Raw genomic sequence first — 15563 nt, forward strand, 5'->3', positions numbered from 1 at the left:
GGTTCTTCCGAACCGGGGCCTCGGCCTTCAGGGTGAGTAACGGGACTCGAACCCGCGACATCCTGGACCACAACCAGGTGCTCTACCAGCTGAGCTATACCCACCATGACCGGCGGTTTTCCCGAAGGTTTCCCCGACCGGCCGAGAAGAAGTCTACAGGGTTCCGGGGGGTGCTCGCGCACACGTTTTCCCCGGGTGCGCGAGCGGGCCCCTCCGGGGGCGGTTACTCCGCCGGGACGACGTGGCGGGCCGCGATCTCCCGCGCGGTCTCCGAGTCGGGACCGGGCCGCGGGACGAAGACCGCCTCGCGGTAGTAGCGCAGCTCGGCGATGGACTCGCGGATGTCGGCGAGCGCCCGGTGGTTGCCGTTCTTCTCCGGACTGTTGAAGTACGCCCTCGGGTACCAGCGGCGCGCCAGCTCCTTGACCGAGGACACATCGACGATCCGGTAGTGCAGGTGCCCCTCCAGCGCGGGCATGTCCCGGGCGAGGAAGCCGCGGTCCGTGGAGACCGAGTTCCCGCACAGCGGCGCCTTGCCGGGCTCCTTCACGTGCTCGCGGATGTACGCCAGGACCTGCGCCTCCGCGTCGGCCAGCGTGGTCCCGCCGGGCAGCGCGTCGAGCAGTCCCGAGGCCGTGTGCATCTGGCGCACGATCTCCGGCATGGTCTCCAGGGCACGGTCCGGCGGGCGGATCACGATGTCCACGCCTTCGCCGAGCACGTTCAGTTCCGAGTCGGTGACCAGCGCGGCCACCTCGATGAGTGCGTCGTCCGTCAGCGAGAGCCCGGTCATCTCGCAGTCGATCCACACCATGCGATCGTTCATGCGTCCTACCTTAGGCGGGAAGAGTGGGGAACAGGCGCCCGCGGGCGCCCGTGGACATGCCGACGGGCGCCCGGGGGAGGTGGCCCCCCGGGCGCCCGCCGGTCACCGCGTCGCGCCGCTCGTGGCGGCACGGGTCCTGTCGCCGTCCGCCGCCGCTAGGGCGCGCTGCGCTGGCCGGGCAGGGCGGCGCGGCCCGGCGAGTAGGCGTCGCCCGGAGGCTTGCCCGGCTCCAGGGGGCCGCCGGGGCGGCGGATCCCCGCCCCCACCTGCGCGGGCACCACCGGGTCCAGGACGGCCGTGACCGGCTCGCCCTGGGGCCGCCGGGCCCGGTACGCCGCCCGGTAGGCGGCCGGCGAGGAGCCGAGCTGCCGCCGGAAGTGGCCGCGCAGCGCCACCGGCGAGCGGAAGCCGCAGCGGCCCGCGACCTCGTCCACCGAGTAGTCCGAGGTCTCCAGGAGCCGCTGCGCCTGGAGCACCCGCTGGGTGATCAGCCACTGGAGCGGCGCGGAGCCGGTCAGCGAGCGGAAGCGGCGGTCGAAGGTCCGCCGCGACATGTACGCGCGGGCGGCCAGGGTCTCCACGTCGAACTGCTCGTGGAGGTGCTCCAGCGCCCAGGCCACGACCTCGGCGAGCGGGTCGGAGCCGATCTCCTCGGGTAAAGACCTGTCGAGGTAGCGCTCCTGACCGCCGCTGCGCCGCGGCGGGACGACCAGCCGGCGCGCGAGCGCTCCGGCGGCCTCGGTGCCGTGGTCGGTCCGCACGATGTGCAGACACAGATCGATTCCGGCCGCGGTGCCGGCGGAGGTCAGCACGTCCCCGTCGTCGACGAAGAGCTCCCGCGGGTCCACGTGGACCGACGGGTAGCGCTTGGCGAGCGTCGGCGCGTACATCCAGTGCGTGGTCGCCGGGCGGCCGTCGAGCAGGCCGGCCGCGGCGAGGACGAACGCCCCGGTGCACAGGCCGACGATCCTGGCCCCTTCCTCGTGCGCCCTGCGGAGCGCTTCGAGCGCTTCCGGCGGCGGCGGCGAGGTGATCGAGCGCCAGGCGGGGACGACGACCGTCCCCGCGCGTCCGATCGCCTCCAGGCCGTACGGCGCGGTGAGTTCGAGCCCGCCCGTGGTCCGCAGGGGGCCCTCCTCGCCGGCGCAGACGAGCAGCCGGTAGCGGGGCACCCCGGCGTCCTGCCGGTCGATGCCGAACACGGAGAGCGGGATGGAGCTCTCGAAGATGGGGCCGCCGCTGAACAGCAGCACCGCGACGACTTCGCGACGGCGGCGCCCGGACAGCTTCCGTGCGACCTCCGGTGCGGCGGAGTCCTGGCTCATGACGCTAAGCCCCCCTCGGTGTTCGCGTCTCCCTGGTCGTGTCGCTGTGCCACGTTTCCCCTCGGTTTTGCACGAGACCCCAGTCTTCGGTACCCATGATCGAATCTACCTGTGTCCCGTGCCGCCGGCGTGACAAGTTCTCGATCCGGCACATTGTCGACAAGGCCACTTGGCGTGAAGCGATCGATCGGCGGGTGTCCGGCCGGACGGCCCCCGGAAGGGCCCCGGTGGGGGAGAAGTGGCCGTACGCGTAGGGTGCGGCCCCTGGGGGCGGGGCTTTTCCGGGGGATCGGGGAAGGGCTGGCGTACCGTTTCGGCAGGGACGCGCCAGGAACTTCAAGTTGGCTGAAAACATATGGGATCGGCTGTGCGAACCTGTCAACTCGACGGGGGTCCCTGGCGTCCTCTCAGCCCCGGCGGCGGCTTCCGGAGCCCCCGGCGCCCTCGGCGCGCAGCCCCCGTTCCGCGCGGCGCAGCAGCAGCCGGCACGCGGCCGTCACGGAGGCGAGTCCGAGCGCGGTCCCGCCGGCCCCGCCCAGCGAGGTCCCGAAGGCGAGGAGCACCAGCGGGACGAGGGCGCAGCAGAACACCGCCCAGCGGACCACGTCGCCGGCCGGGTCCCCGAGCGCTCCCGCCGGCCCCGCCCCCGCTCCCGCCGCCGGCCCCGGCTCCGTGCCCGCGCCCGGCCCGGCCGGGCGTCCGCCCGCCCCCGGGGCCAGGGGCGCCGAGGGGCCCGGGACCCGGGCGCGGCGGCGGGAGCGGACGGCGGGGACGGAGGCGGCGGTCGCGGCGGAGGCGGGGGTGAGCGGTGCGGGCACGGGCGGTCTCCCTGCGGCGGTGATCCGGACCTGTGGGGAACGAGGAACGGAACGTTCCGGTCACTCCGGGCGACGCCCGTTCGGCCCTCGCGGCGGCGGGGACGAGGGCGGGAAGGCCGGTGGGAGGCGGCCGGGGGGCGGCCGGGGAGGGACGCCTGTAGGGCACATCCGGCATTGCCAGATGGTGAATCCTTCGTGCATCCTCCGGAGGACACCGCGCGCGCCGCGCCGCGCACGGGCGGTGCGCACGCCGGGTGTGGCACGGCGGGCTCTGGGCAGGAGAGGAGTGTCGCCGTACCCTTGGGGGTATGGGCTTGGGAAGATGATTCCCGGACACAGCTCCGCCGCCACCCGTTGTTCCGCTCCCCTCCACCGTCCCTTCCCACGAGGACTTCCCTAGCCGAGACACCGATGGCCGGTCACGAATATCCCGAACCCGCGGACCGCAAGCGCGTCGCCGACTCCACGGTCGACCCCCTCGCGGTGGAACAGCCACGCCACGCCTGCGACCCGGCCTTCCGGCACGGGGTGGTCGTCGGCTTCGACGGCTCCACGTCCAGTGAGCGCGCCCTGGCGTACGCCATCGGCATGGCCCGGCGCTCCGGCTCCGGTCTGATCATCGTGCACGTGGCGAACCGGCTCCCCACCACCGTGTGGGCGGGCTGCGAGCCGCCGGTCTTCGTCGACGTCCCGGACCACCGCACCGAGGTCCTCGGCCTGGAGCTGGCCTGCGCGGAGCACCTCTCCGAGGTGCCGTGGATCCTGGTGGAGCGCGGCGGGGACATCTGTCACGAGCTGGAGGAGGTCGGCCGGGAGTACTCGGCCGACGCGATCGTGGTCGGCTCGACGCACGGGATCGTCGGCCGGATCTTCGGCTCGGTGGCGGGCCGGCTCGCGCGGCGCGCGCAGCGGCCCGTGATCGTCATCCCGTAGCCCCCGGCGCCATCGGACCGCCGGATCCCCTCGTATCACCTGACCCTTCCTCAACTCCCTTTCCGTGGCGATAATTTCTGCCCGCCTCAGGTGATTTGTGCGCTTGTGAAGGGTAGTTAAAGAGCACCGGAACACAGCAGCTCACGCGGCATCACCGCTCGTTCGAAGGGAGCCCCACGTGAACAAGGACGTCGCGTCGGGGAACGGCACCTCCACTCTCGGAAACCTCGCACTCGGACTGACCCTCCTGGCCTTCGGCCTGGGCGGCACCGGTGTGATCGACAACGTCGCGGCAGCCGATGCCGCGGGCCTCGCCACCTGGGTCGGCGGCGTGGCGCTCTTCCTGGTCGGTCTGCTCGCCCTGCGCGCGGGCAGCACCGGCGACGGCACGGCCTTCGCGGCGCTCGGCGCCTTCTGGTTCACCTGGGGGACCGGAGTGGGCGGCGGGGGCTCGGCGGACGCGGCCGGTCTCTTCCTGCTCCTGTGGGCGCTGCTGGCGCTCACGCTGACGCTGGCCGCCTCGGGCGGCGGGGTCTTCGGGCAGGGCGTGTACGGCCTGCTGTTCGTCGCGCTGCTGCTCTCGGGCATCGCCGCGCTGGCGGGCAACGAGGGCCTCGGCAAGGCGGGCGGCTGGGTGGCGGCCCTGGCGGGCCTCGCCGCCTGGTACGGCGCCACGGCGGCCGTGGCGGGCTGGCCGACGGCCCTGGGGCGCGCGAGCCGGGGCGGCACGGCGGCAGCGGCGTAACGGAGGGGCACACGGCAGAACGGCCCCCGCGCTCCTGGGAAGCGCGGGGGCCGTTCTTCGTGTCCGGTCGGTTCCGCCGGGGGACAGGCCCGGCGTACGGCTCCGGGGGACAGGCCCGGGGCCGTGGCGTCGTGCGGCGGGTGACAGGCCCGCCGGGCGACTACTCGACCGTGACGGACTTGGCCAGGTTGCGCGGCTTGTCGATGTCGCGGCCCATGGCGAGGGCGGTGTGGTAGGCGAAGAGCTGGAGCGGGATGCCCATGAGGATCGGGTCGAGCTCGTCCTCGTTCTTCGGGACCACGATGGTGTGGTCGGCCTTCTCCTGCGGCTGGTGCGCGACCGCGAGGATGCGGCCGGAACGGGCCTTGATCTCCTCCAGGGCGGCGCGGTTCTTCTCCAGCAGGTCGTCGTCCGGGACGATCGCGACCGTCGGCAGGGCCGGCTCGATGAGGGCGAGCGGGCCGTGCTTCAGCTCGGAGGCCGGGTACGCCTCGGCGTGGATGTAGGAGATCTCCTTCAGCTTGAGGGAGGCCTCCAGGGCGACCGGGTAGCCCCGGACGCGGCCGATGAACATCATCGACGCGGCACCGGCGTACTCGGCGGCGAGGCGCTTGATCTCCTCCTCGTCCTTGAGGATCTCCTCGATCTGCGAGGGCAGCTTGCGCAGGCCCTCGATGATCCGCTTGCCGTCGGTGACGGACAGGTCGCGGATGCGGCCGAGGTGGAGGGCGAGGAGCGCGAAGGCGACCACCGTGTTGGTGAAGCACTTGGTGGAGACGACGCAGACCTCGGGTCCCGCGTGGACGTAGACGCCGCCGTCGGCCTCGCGGGCGATGGCGGAGCCGACCACGTTGACCACGCCGAGGACGCGGGCGCCCTTGCGCTTGAGCTCCTGGACGGCGGCCAGCACGTCGTAGGTCTCGCCGGACTGGGAGACGGCGATGTACAGCGTGTCGGGGTCCACGACCGGGTTGCGGTAGCGGAACTCGGAGGCCGGCTCGGCGTCGGCCGGGATGCGGGCCATGCCCTCGATGAGGGAGGCGCCGATCATGCCGGCGTGGTACGAGGTGCCGCAGCCGAGGATCTTGATGCGGCGGATGGTGCGGGCCTCGCGCGGGTCGAGGTTGAGGCCGCCGAGGTGCACGGTGGAGAAGCGGTCGTCGATCCGGCCGCGCAGCACGCGGTCGACCGCGTCGGGCTGCTCGGAGATCTCCTTGTGCATGTACGTGTCGTGGCCGCCCATGTCGTAGGAGGCGGCCTCCCACTCGACGGTCTCGGGGGTCGCCGTGGTGGAGGCGCCCGCGACCGTGTAGGTGCGGAAGTCGTCGGCCTTGAGGGTGGCCATCTCGCCGTCGTCGAGGGTGACGACCTGGCGGGTGTGGGCGATGAGCGCGGCCACGTCGGAGGCGACCAGCATCTCCTTCTCGCCGATGCCGAGGATGACCGGCGAGCCGTTGCGGGCGACGACGATGCGGTCGTTGAAGTCGGCGTGCATCACGGCGATGCCGTAGGTGCCCTCGATGACCTTGAGCGCGTCGCGGACCTTGTCCTCCAGGGACTCGGCCTGGGAACGGGCGATGAGGTGGGTGATGACCTCGGTGTCCGTCTCGGAGGCGAAGACGACGCCGTCGGCCTCCAGCTTGGCGCGGAGCTCCTGGGCGTTGTCGACGATGCCGTTGTGGACGACCGCGACCTTGTTCTCGGGGTCCAGGTGGGGGTGCGAGTTGTGGTCGCTGGGGGCGCCGTGGGTGGCCCAGCGGGTGTGCGCGATGCCGGTGGTGCCGGAGAAGCGCTTGGGGACGCGGGCTTCCAGGTCACGGACCCGGCCCTTGGCCTTGACCATCTTCAGCGCCGCGCTCTTCGGGCTGTTGATGACGAGGCCGGCGGAGTCGTAACCGCGGTACTCCAGGCGGGCCAGGCCCTCCAGGAGCAGCGGCGCCACGTCGCGCTTACCGATGTAACCGACAATTCCGCACATAAAGGAAACCCCTCCGATGGGTGATGGTGGTGTCCGGTCCGGACGGTGCCGGACCGGACGGGGCCGGACTAGCCGTAGACGATCCGGCGCAGCTGCCGGAGCGAGAGCTCCGGCGGCGCGACGGCCCGGTGCGGCAGTTCGGCCGAGATCCGCTCGAAGATCTCCGCGTTCACCGCTCCGCCGGACTGCAGCTCGCGGTGGCGGCGGCGGACGAACTCCTCGGTCGTCTCGTCGAAGTACGCCAGCACGTCGAGCACCACCCGGGCGGCCTCACCGCGCTGGAGCGCGGTGCTCCGGACCAGGTGGTCGAGGAGGTCGTCGTGGGTCGGGCGGCGTTCGAGCACCCATGAATACTGAGGGGTACCCCCGGCTTCCCGCAAGAATCCTGCCCGAAATCGGGCAGGCGCCGCATGATCATCGGTCTGAACGGGGTTATTGGTCCAGACTTTGACCCCGGGTGGGGCGGCCGCACGCGCGGTGGCCGCGATGTGACCCAGCCCTCGGGGGCCCGGATCTGTTGATCGGTGTGAGGTTAGGCTAACCTCACACCGACTTGCCCAGGCCGACCCCGGCACGTATCGAAAGCGACCTCGCCATGCCCAGCAACGCCCGAGCCACCTCCCTCACCCGCCGCGGCATCCTCGCCGCGGGCGGCGCCCTCGGGCTCGGCGCCGTGCTCGCCGCCTGTGGCGACGGCGACAAGAAGGACGCGGGCCCCTCTTCCTCCGCCTCCGCCAAGTCCGGGTCCTGGGAGTTCAAGGACGACCGCGGCCAGACCGTGAAGACCGAGGCGGTCCCGAAGAACATCGTCGCCTTCACCGGCACGGCCGCCGCCCTCAAGGACTTCGGCGTCGAGGTCACCGGCGTCTTCGGCCCGACCTACGTCGAGGACCCGAAGACCAAGGAGAAGAAGCCGGACGTCCAGGCGGGCGACCTCGACATCACCAAGGTCAAGGTCATCGGCAACGTCTGGGGCGAGTTCAACATCGAGGAGTACCTCAAGCTCCAGCCCGAGGTCCTCATCACCGACATGTGGGAGAAGGACGCCCTCTGGTACGTGCCGGAGGAGCAGAAGGCCAAGATCCTGAAGATCGCTCCCAGCGTCGCCCTGTGGGCCGCCGGCAAGTCGATGCCGTCCGTCCTCCAGCGCCACGCCGACCTGGCCGCCTCCCTCGGCGCCGACGTGAACGGCGAGCAGGTCAAGAAGGACAAGGCCCGCTTCGAGGCCGCCGCCGAGCGCCTGCGCAAGGTCGCCCAGGGCAAGAAGGACATCAAGGTCCTCATCGGCTCCGGCGCCCCGGACACCTTCTACGTCTCCACCCCGGTCCGCCCCACCGACACGCTCTTCTTCCAGGAGCTGGGCCTCAACATCGTCACCCCGAAGAAGCTGGACCCGTCCGGCTGGTTCGAGCTCCTCAGCTGGGAGAACGTCGACGCCTACGAGGCCGACGTCATCCTCCTCGACAACCGCACCGGCACCCTGCAGCCGGAGCAGCTGAAGGCCAAGCCGACCTGGGCCGCGCTGCCCGCGGTCAAGGCCGGCCAGGTCTTCCCGCGCGTGACCGAGCCCGTCTACTCCTACGCCAAGTGCGCCCCGCTCCTGGAGGACCTGGCCACCGCCCTGGAGAACGCGAAGAAGGTGTCCTGACCCGATGACGAACGCCGAGACCGCCCCGTTCCAGTTCTTCTCCCTCCAGGTCGACCGGACGCGGCGGCTCGGCCCGTCGCTGGTCCGCGTCACCTTCACCGGGGAGGACCTCAAGGGCTTCGCCGCCGGCGGGCGCGACCAGTCGCTCTCGCTCTTCCTGCCGCACCCCGGCCAGGAGGCGCCCGTCCTGCCGCCGCTGGACAATCCGGACATGTACGCGATCCTCGGCGCCTGGCGGGCCATGCCCGACGACGTCCGGGCCGTGATGCGCTCGTACACCGTCCGCGAGCAGCGCGCCGAACCCCGGGAAGTCGACATCGACTTCGCCGTCCACGAGGACGGCGGCCCGGCCTGCCGCTGGGCGCAGCACGCGAAGCCCGGCGACCGGGTGGTCGTGCTCGGTCCGGCGGTCGCCGACAACACCGGTGTCCGCTTCCGGCTGCCGGAGGGCGCCGACTCGGTGCTGATCTGGGCGGACGAGACGGCGCTGCCCGCCGCCTCCGCGATCCTGGAGTGGCTGCCGGCCGAGACCCGCGCGCGGGTCTTCCTCGAAGTGCCGTACTCCGGCGACCGGACGGAGCTGTCGACGGAGGCGGACGCCACCGTCACCTGGCTCGTGCGGGAGGAGGGCGCGCCCTCCGGCCTGGAGGCGGTCGCGGGCGCGGAGCTGCCCGGCGAGTCGCCGTACGTGTGGATCGCCGGCGAGTCCGGCGCGGTGAAGGCGCTGCGGCGGCACTTCGTGCGCGAGCGCGGGCTCGACCGCCGCCGGGTGACCTTCGTGGGCTACTGGCGCAAGGGCCTGTCGGAGGACGCGCTGCGCGAGGTCCCGGACGAGGCGGCGCAGGACGCGGCCCAGGACGCCCCCGCGAAGTAGCTTCGCGCTCCGGCCCTTTGCCGCACGGCCCCTCGATCTTCACCGGTTGGGGGGCCGTTGTCGTATCAAATTAGGTTAGGCTAACCTTACTTAAGCATCCACGGCTGCGTATTCCGCGTCCCTCGTCCCGGAAGGGCCCCCCACATGCGTTCGCACCTGCTCAACGACACGACGGCGGAGAGCTACCGACGCTCCGTCACCGAAGGAGTCGAGCGGGTGGCGAGGAAACTCGCCACGACGCGCGGCCCGTTCACCGGCGTCACGCCCGCCGAACTGGCGCCCGTGATCGACGCCGTGGACCTCGACCGTCCCCTCGGTGACGCCTCCGCCGCCCTCGACGAGCTGGAGGACGTCTACCTCCGCGACGCGGTCTACTTCCACCACCCGCGCTACCTCGGCCACCTCAACTGCCCGGTCGTCATCCCCGCCGTCCTCGGCGAGGCCGTCCTCTCGGCGGTCAACTCCTCGCTGGACACCTGGGACCAGTCCGCCGGCGGCACCCTCATCGAGCGCAAGCTCATCGACTGGACCGCCGCCCGCATCGGCCTCGGCCCGCTCGCCGACGGCATCTTCACCAGCGGCGGCACCCAGTCCAACCTCCAGGCGCTGCTGCTCGCCCGCGAGGAGGCCGGCACCGCCGACCTGTCGAAGCTCCGGATCTTCTCCTCCGAGTGCAGCCACTTCTCCGTCCAGAAGTCGGCCACCCTCCTCGGCCTCGGCCGCGAGTCGGTCATCTCGATCCCGGTCGACAAGAACAAGCGGATGCAGTCCGTCGTCCTCGCCGCCGAGCTGGAGACCTGCCGCGCCGAGGGCCTCGTCCCGATGGCCATCGTCGCCACCGCCGGCACCACCGACTTCGGCTCGATCGACCCGCTGCCCGAGATCGCCGCCCTCGCCGAGGAGTACGGCGCCTGGATGCACGTCGACGCCGCCTACGGCTGCGGACTGCTCGCCTCGCTCAAGCGCCGCCACCTCCTCGACGGCATCGAGCGCGCCGACTCGGTCACCGTCGACTACCACAAGTCCTTCTTCCAGCCGGTCAGTTCCTCCGCCGTGCTGGTCCGCGACCGGGCCGCCCTGCGCCACGCCACCTACCACGCGGACTACCTCAACCCGCGCCGGACGGTGGCCGAGCAGATCCCCAACCAGGTGGACAAGTCGCTCCAGACCACCCGCCGCTTCGACGCCCTCAAGCTGTGGATGACCCTGCGCGTCATGGGCGCGGACGGCGTCGGCGAGCTCTTCGACGAGGTCTGCGACCTGGCCGCCGCCGGCCACGACCTGCTCGCCGCCGACCCCCGCTACGACGTGGTCGTGGAGCCGCAGCTGTCCACCCTCGTCTACCGCTACGTCCCCGAGGCCGTCACCTCGCCCGCCGAGATCGACCGCGCCAACCTCTACGCCCGCAAGGCGCTCTTCGCCTCGGGCGAGGCCGTCGTCGCCGGCACCAAGGTCGACGGCCGCCAGTACCTCAAGTTCACCTTGCTCAACCCCGAGACCACGGTCGCCGACATCGCCGCCGTCCTCGATCTGATCGCCGGCCACGCCGAGCAGTACCTGGGAGAGAACCTTGTCCACGCCTGAGAACGCCGGGATCCACGACTTCATCGGCATCGGGCTCGGTCCCTTCAACCTGGGCCTCGCCTGCCTGACCGAGCCCATCGCCGAACTGAACGGCCTCTTCCTGGAGTCCAAGCCGGACTTCGAGTGGCACTCGGGGATGTTCCTCGAAGGCGCCCACCTCCAGACGCCGTTCATGTCGGACCTGGTCACCCTCGCCGACCCGACCTCGCCGTACTCCTTCCTGAACTACCTGAAGGAGAAGGGCCGGCTGTACTCGTTCTACATCCGCGAGAACTTCTACCCGCTGCGCGCCGAGTACAACGACTACTGCCGCTGGGCGGCGGACAAGGTCACCTCGATCCGCTTCTCCACCACCGTCTCCTCGGTCGCCTACGACGAGGCCGGCGAGGTGTACGTCGTCACCACCGAAGCCGGAGAAACGTTCCTGGCCCGCCGGATCGTCCTCGGCACCGGCACCCCGGCGTACCTCCCCGACTCCTGCCGGGAGCTGGGCGGCGACCTCATCCACAACTCGCGCTACGTGCCGAACAAGGAAGCCCTCCAGCGCAAGAAGTCGATCACGATCGTCGGCAGCGGCCAGTCCGCCGCCGAGATCTACCACGACCTCCTGTCGGAGATCGACGTCCACGGCTACAAGCTCAACTGGGTGACCCGCTCCCCGCGCTTCTTCCCGCTGGAGTACACCAAGCTCACCCTGGAGATGACCTCCCCCGAGTACGTGGACTACTTCCACGCGCTCCCCGAGGAGACCCGCTACCGCCTGGAGACCCAGCAGAAGGGCCTCTTCAAGGGCATCAACGGCGACCTCATCGACGCCATCTTCGACCTGCTCTACCAGAAGAACTTCGCGGGCCCCGTCCCCACCCGGCTCCTCACCAACTCCGCGCTGCACACCGCCTCGTACGACGAGACGGCCGGCACCTACACCCTCGGCTTCCGCCAGGAGGAGCAGGAGAAGGAGTACGAGATCGAGACCGAGGGCCTGGTCCTCGCCACCGGCTACAAGTACGCCGTCCCCGCCTTCCTGGAGCCGCTGAGGGACCGCCTGCGCTTCGACGGGCAGGGCCGCTTCGACGTCGCCCGCAACTACGCCGTCGACACCACGGGCCGCGAGGTCTTCCTCCAGAACGCCGGCGTCCACACCCACTCGATCACCTCGCCCGACCTGGGCATGGGGGCGTACCGCAACGCCTACATCATCGGGCAGATGCTGGGGTCCGAGTACTACCCCGTCGAGAAGACCATCGCGTTCCAGGAGTTCGCCGTATGACCGCCCACGCCACCGCCGTCGTCGAGATCCGCCCCCTCGACCCCCTCAAGGACGCGGAGCTGATCCACCCCTGGGTCACCCACCCCAAGGCCGCCTTCTGGATGATGCAGGACGCCAGGCTCCAGGACGTCGAACGCGCCTACATGGAGATCGCCGCCCACCCGCACCACGACGCCTTCCTCGGCCTCGTCGACGGCGAGCCCGCCTTCCTCATGGAGCGGTACGACCCCGCGCGGGTCGAGCTGGTCGGGCTCTACGAGCCGCTCCCCGGCGACGTCGGCATGCACTTCCTCGTCGCCCCCACCGACACCCCGGTGCACGGCTTCACCCGCCTGGTGATCACCGCCGTGATGCGGGAGCTGTTCGCCGACCCGGCGACCGCCCGCGTGGTCGTCGAGCCCGACGTCCGCAACACCGCCGTCCACGCGCTCAACGAGGCCGTCGGCTTCGTGCCCGACCGCCCCGTCCGGAAGCCGGAGAAGGAAGCCCTGCTGAGCTTCTGCACCCGCGCCCAGTTCGAGACCGCCGTCGGAGCCGCGATATGAGCCGCCTGGACGTCACCGACCCGGTCGCGCACCTCACGCCCGAGCGCTGGGCGGACGCCAACCGCGCGCTGATCCGCAAGGGCCTCGCCGAGTTCGCCCACGAGCGGCTGCTCGACCCGCAGGAGCTGGGCGAGTCCCGCTACCGGGTGATCGCCGACGACGGCGCCACCGAGTACCGCTTCACGGCGGACCGCTTCGCCCTCGACCACTGGCAGGTCTACCCCGAGTCGATCAGCCGGCACCGCGGCGACGAGCAGCTGCCGCTGGACGCCCTCCAGTTCATCACCGAACTGCGCGGCGCGCTCGGCCTGAGCGACGAGATCCTCCCCGTCTACCTGGAGGAGATCTCCTCCACCCTGGCCGGCACCGCCTACAAGGCGACCAAGCCGCAGGTGCCCGCCGCCGAGCTGGCCCGCGCGGACTTCCAGGCCGTCGAGACCGGGATGACCGAGGGCCACCCCTGCTTCGTCGCCAACAACGGCCGCCTCGGCTTCGGCGTCGACGAGTACCGCGCCTACGCCCCCGAGGCCGCGAGCCCCATCCACCTCGTGTGGCTGGCCGCCCGCCGCGACCGGGCCGCCTTCACGGCCGGCGCGGGCATCGAGTACGAGACCTTCATCCGCGCCGAGCTCGGCGACGCGGCCGTGGACCGCTTCGCCGGGATCCTCACCGCGCGCGGCCTGGACCCGGCCGACTACCTCCTCATGCCGGCCCACCCCTGGCAGTGGTGGAACAAGCTGTCGGTGACCTTCGCCGCCGAGGTCGCGCAGCAGCGCCTGGTGTACCTCGGCGAGGGCGAGGACGCCTACCTGGCGCAGCAGTCGATCCGTACCTTCTTCAACACCGCCGACCCGGCCAAGCACTACGTGAAGACCGCCCTGTCGGTCCTCAACATGGGCTTCATGCGCGGCCTCTCGGCCGCCTACATGGAGGCCACGCCGGCCATCAACGACTGGCTGGCGCAGCTGATCGAGTCGGACTCCGTCCTCAAGGCGGCCCGCTTCTCGATCATCCGCGAGCGGGCGGCGGCCGGCTACCGGCACCTGGAGTACGAGGCCGCCACCGACCGCTACTCGCCCTACCGCAAGATGCTGGCCGCGCTGTGGCGCGAGTCGCCGGTGGAGCGGCTGGCCGGGGGCGAGCGGCTCGCGACGATGGCCTCGCTGCTGCACGTCGACCACGCGGGCGCGTCCTTCGCGGGCGCGCTGGTCGAGCAGTCCGGCCTGGCGCCGGAGGCCTGGCTGCGGAAGTACCTCGACGCGTACCTCCTGCCGGTCCTGCACTGCTTCTACGCCTATGACCTGGTCTACATGCCGCACGGCGAGAACGTGATCCTGGTCCTGGACGAGCGGGGCGCGGTCGACCGGGCGATCTTCAAGGACATCGCCGAGGAGATCTGCGTCATGGACCCGCACGCGGTCCTGCCGCCGGCGGTGGAGCGGATCCGCGCCGACGTCCCCGAGGACATGAAGCTGCTGTCCGTCTTCACGGACGTCTTCGACTGCTTCTTCCGCTTCCTGGGGGCGACCCTGGCGGCGGAGGGCGTCGTCGGCGAGGACGTCTTCTGGCGGACGGTCGCGGAGTGCGTGAAGGGCTACCAGGAGTCGAAGCCGGAACTGGCGGACCGCTTCGCGCAGTACGACATGTTCGCGGAGACCTTCGCGCTCTCCGCGCTCAACCGCCTCCAGCTGCGCAACAACAAGCAGATGGTCGACCTGGCGGACCCCTCGGGCGCCCTCCAGCTCGTCGGCGACCTGGTGAACCCGATCGCGCGGTTCGCCTGACCCCCTGAACCGGTGTGAGCCCCGGCGGAGTACGGTCCTCCGCCGGGGCTCACATCTGTCCGGGCCCCGCTACGAGGAGAAGCCCAGCTCGCGGGCGATCAGCATGCGCTGGACCTCGCTGGTGCCCTCGCCGATCTCCAGGATCTTGGAGTCGCGCCACATGCGGGCCACCGGGTACTCGTTCATGAAGCCGTAGCCGCCGTGGATCTGGGTGGCCTCGCGGGCGTTGTCGACGGCCACCGTGGAGGAGTACAGCTTCGCGATCGCCGCCTCCTTCTTGAAGGGCTCGCCCAGGACCAGGCGGGAGGCGGCGTCGCGCCAGCCGATGCGGGCCATGTGGGCGCGCGTCTCCATGTCGGCGATCTTGAACTGGATGGCCTGGTTGTCGCCGATCGCGCGGCCGAAGGCGTGGCGTTCCTTCGCGTACTTCACCGACTCGTCGACACAGCCCTGGGCGAGGCCCGTGGCCAGCGCGGCGATGGCGACGCGGCCCTCGTCGAGGATCCGGAGGAACTGGGCGTAGCCGCGGCCCTCCTCGCCGAGGAGGTTCTCCACCGGGACGCGGACGTCGTCGAAGGAGAGCTCGCGGGTGTCCGAGGCGTTCCAGCCGACCTTGGAGTAGGGGGCGGCGACGGTGAAGCCGGGGGTCCCGGAGGGGACGATGATCGAGGAGATCAGCGGGCGGCCGTCGGGCTTGCGGCCGGTGACCGCGGTGACCGTCACCAGGCCGGTGATGTCCGTGCCGGAGTTGGTGATGAAGCACTTCGAGCCGTTGACGACCCACTGGTCGCCGTCGCGGACCGCCGTCGTGCGGGTGCCGCCCGCGTCCGAGCCGGCGCCCGGCTCGGTCAGGCCGAAGGCGCCGAGCATCTCGCCCGCGCACAGCTTCGGCAGCCAGGCGCGCTTCTGCTCCTCGGTGCCGAAGAGGTGCAGCGGCATGGCGCCGAGCGAGACGCCCGCCTCCAGGGTGATCGCGACGGAGGAGTCGACGCGGGCCAGCTCCTCCAGGGCGATGCCGAGGGCGAGGTAGTCGCCGCCCATGCCGCCGTACTCCTCGGGGAAGGGCAGGCCGAAGAGGCCCATCCGGCCCATCTCGGCGACGATCTCGTACGGGAACTCGTGCCGCTCGTAGTAGTCGCCGATCTTCGGCGCCACCACGTCGTGGGCGAACTGTTCGACGGTGCGGCGCAGTTCCTCGTGCTCCGCGGAGAGCCGGTGGTCGAGGGACATGTC

At 71.3% G+C, this 15563-nt stretch carries 14 protein-coding genes and 1 tRNA gene; 8 read left to right on the plus strand and 7 right to left on the minus strand.

Going from position 1 to position 15563, the window contains the following annotated elements:
* Positions 1 to 31: 31 nt before the first annotated feature.
* From ACF1ED_RS24510 to ACF1ED_RS24525, 4 genes are all read right to left on the minus strand, one after another.
* Positions 32 to 104, minus strand: a tRNA-His gene (locus ACF1ED_RS24510).
* A 119-nt stretch (positions 105 to 223) separates the two neighbouring features.
* Positions 224 to 826 carry an oligoribonuclease gene (gene orn, locus ACF1ED_RS24515; RefSeq protein ID WP_391763838.1) on the minus strand — a complete coding sequence of 201 codons (603 nt, stop codon included), beginning with the start codon at positions 824 to 826 and terminating at the stop codon, positions 224 to 226.
* 155 nt (positions 827 to 981) lie between these two features.
* Positions 982 to 2151: a helix-turn-helix domain-containing protein gene (locus ACF1ED_RS24520; RefSeq protein ID WP_391763840.1), complete on the minus strand. Its 1170-nt coding sequence runs from the start codon at positions 2149 to 2151 to the stop codon at positions 982 to 984.
* Between the two features lie 407 nt (positions 2152 to 2558).
* Positions 2559 to 2969, minus strand: coding sequence for a hypothetical protein (locus tag ACF1ED_RS24525; RefSeq protein WP_391763841.1), 411 nt, complete (start codon positions 2967 to 2969; stop codon positions 2559 to 2561).
* Positions 2970 to 3380: 411 nt separating this feature from the next.
* On the opposite strand from ACF1ED_RS24525, the gene ACF1ED_RS24530 reads away from it, so the two are divergent.
* Positions 3381 to 3902 (plus strand): universal stress protein, encoded by a 522-nt coding sequence (locus tag ACF1ED_RS24530; RefSeq protein WP_043224232.1) that lies wholly within the window; start codon positions 3381 to 3383, stop codon positions 3900 to 3902.
* Positions 3903 to 4080: 178 nt separating this feature from the next.
* Entirely contained in the window at positions 4081 to 4647 is a 567-nt protein-coding gene (locus ACF1ED_RS24535; protein ID WP_391763843.1) for a GPR1/FUN34/YaaH family transporter, read from the plus strand.
* Positions 4648 to 4807: 160 nt separating this feature from the next.
* Here the strand turns inward: ACF1ED_RS24535 and glmS are convergent, their stop codons facing one another.
* Together glmS and ACF1ED_RS24545 are read right to left on the minus strand one after the other, a co-directional pair.
* Positions 4808 to 6625 carry a glutamine--fructose-6-phosphate transaminase (isomerizing) gene (gene glmS / locus ACF1ED_RS24540; protein WP_391763845.1) on the minus strand — a complete coding sequence of 606 codons (1818 nt, stop codon included), beginning with the start codon at positions 6623 to 6625 and terminating at the stop codon, positions 4808 to 4810.
* Positions 6626 to 6693: 68 nt separating this feature from the next.
* Positions 6694 to 6969 (minus strand): hypothetical protein, encoded by a 276-nt coding sequence (locus tag ACF1ED_RS24545; RefSeq protein WP_391763847.1) that lies wholly within the window; start codon positions 6967 to 6969, stop codon positions 6694 to 6696.
* Positions 6970 to 7220: 251 nt separating this feature from the next.
* Here ACF1ED_RS24545 and ACF1ED_RS24550 point away from each other — a divergent pair, with 251 nt between their 5' ends.
* The 6 genes from ACF1ED_RS24550 to ACF1ED_RS24575 all read left to right on the plus strand — a co-directional run bounded on the left by ACF1ED_RS24550 (position 7221) and on the right by ACF1ED_RS24575 (position 14330).
* The gene (locus tag ACF1ED_RS24550; RefSeq protein ID WP_391763849.1) at positions 7221 to 8273 is read left to right on the plus strand and encodes an ABC transporter substrate-binding protein; all 1053 of its coding nucleotides are present in this window, start codon (positions 7221 to 7223) and stop codon (positions 8271 to 8273) included.
* A gap of 4 nt (positions 8274 to 8277) precedes the next feature.
* A complete protein-coding gene (locus ACF1ED_RS24555) occupies positions 8278 to 9147 on the plus strand; it encodes a siderophore-interacting protein (protein ID WP_391763851.1) in 870 nt (289 codons plus the stop codon).
* 144 nt (positions 9148 to 9291) lie between these two features.
* Positions 9292 to 10731 carry a pyridoxal phosphate-dependent decarboxylase family protein gene (locus ACF1ED_RS24560; protein ID WP_391763853.1) on the plus strand — a complete coding sequence of 480 codons (1440 nt, stop codon included), beginning with the start codon at positions 9292 to 9294 and terminating at the stop codon, positions 10729 to 10731.
* Entirely contained in the window at positions 10718 to 12001 is a 1284-nt protein-coding gene (locus tag ACF1ED_RS24565; RefSeq protein WP_391763855.1) for a lysine N(6)-hydroxylase/L-ornithine N(5)-oxygenase family protein, read from the plus strand. The genes ACF1ED_RS24560 and ACF1ED_RS24565 overlap by 14 nt, the downstream gene beginning before the upstream one ends.
* A complete protein-coding gene (locus tag ACF1ED_RS24570) occupies positions 11998 to 12546 on the plus strand; it encodes a GNAT family N-acetyltransferase (protein ID WP_391763857.1) in 549 nt (182 codons plus the stop codon). Before ACF1ED_RS24565 ends, ACF1ED_RS24570 begins: the two co-directional genes overlap by 4 nt.
* A complete protein-coding gene (locus ACF1ED_RS24575) occupies positions 12543 to 14330 on the plus strand; it encodes an IucA/IucC family protein (protein ID WP_391763859.1) in 1788 nt (595 codons plus the stop codon). Before ACF1ED_RS24570 ends, ACF1ED_RS24575 begins: the two co-directional genes overlap by 4 nt.
* A gap of 69 nt (positions 14331 to 14399) precedes the next feature.
* Here ACF1ED_RS24575 and ACF1ED_RS24580 read toward each other — a convergent pair whose 3' ends face one another.
* Positions 14400 to 15560 (minus strand): acyl-CoA dehydrogenase family protein, encoded by a 1161-nt coding sequence (locus ACF1ED_RS24580; RefSeq protein WP_391763861.1) that lies wholly within the window; start codon positions 15558 to 15560, stop codon positions 14400 to 14402.
* Positions 15561 to 15563 lie beyond the last annotated feature (3 nt).

Source organism: Streptomyces sp. NPDC014656 (assembly GCF_043084305.1).
In the GTDB taxonomy this organism is placed as follows: domain Bacteria; phylum Actinomycetota; class Actinomycetes; order Streptomycetales; family Streptomycetaceae; genus Streptomyces.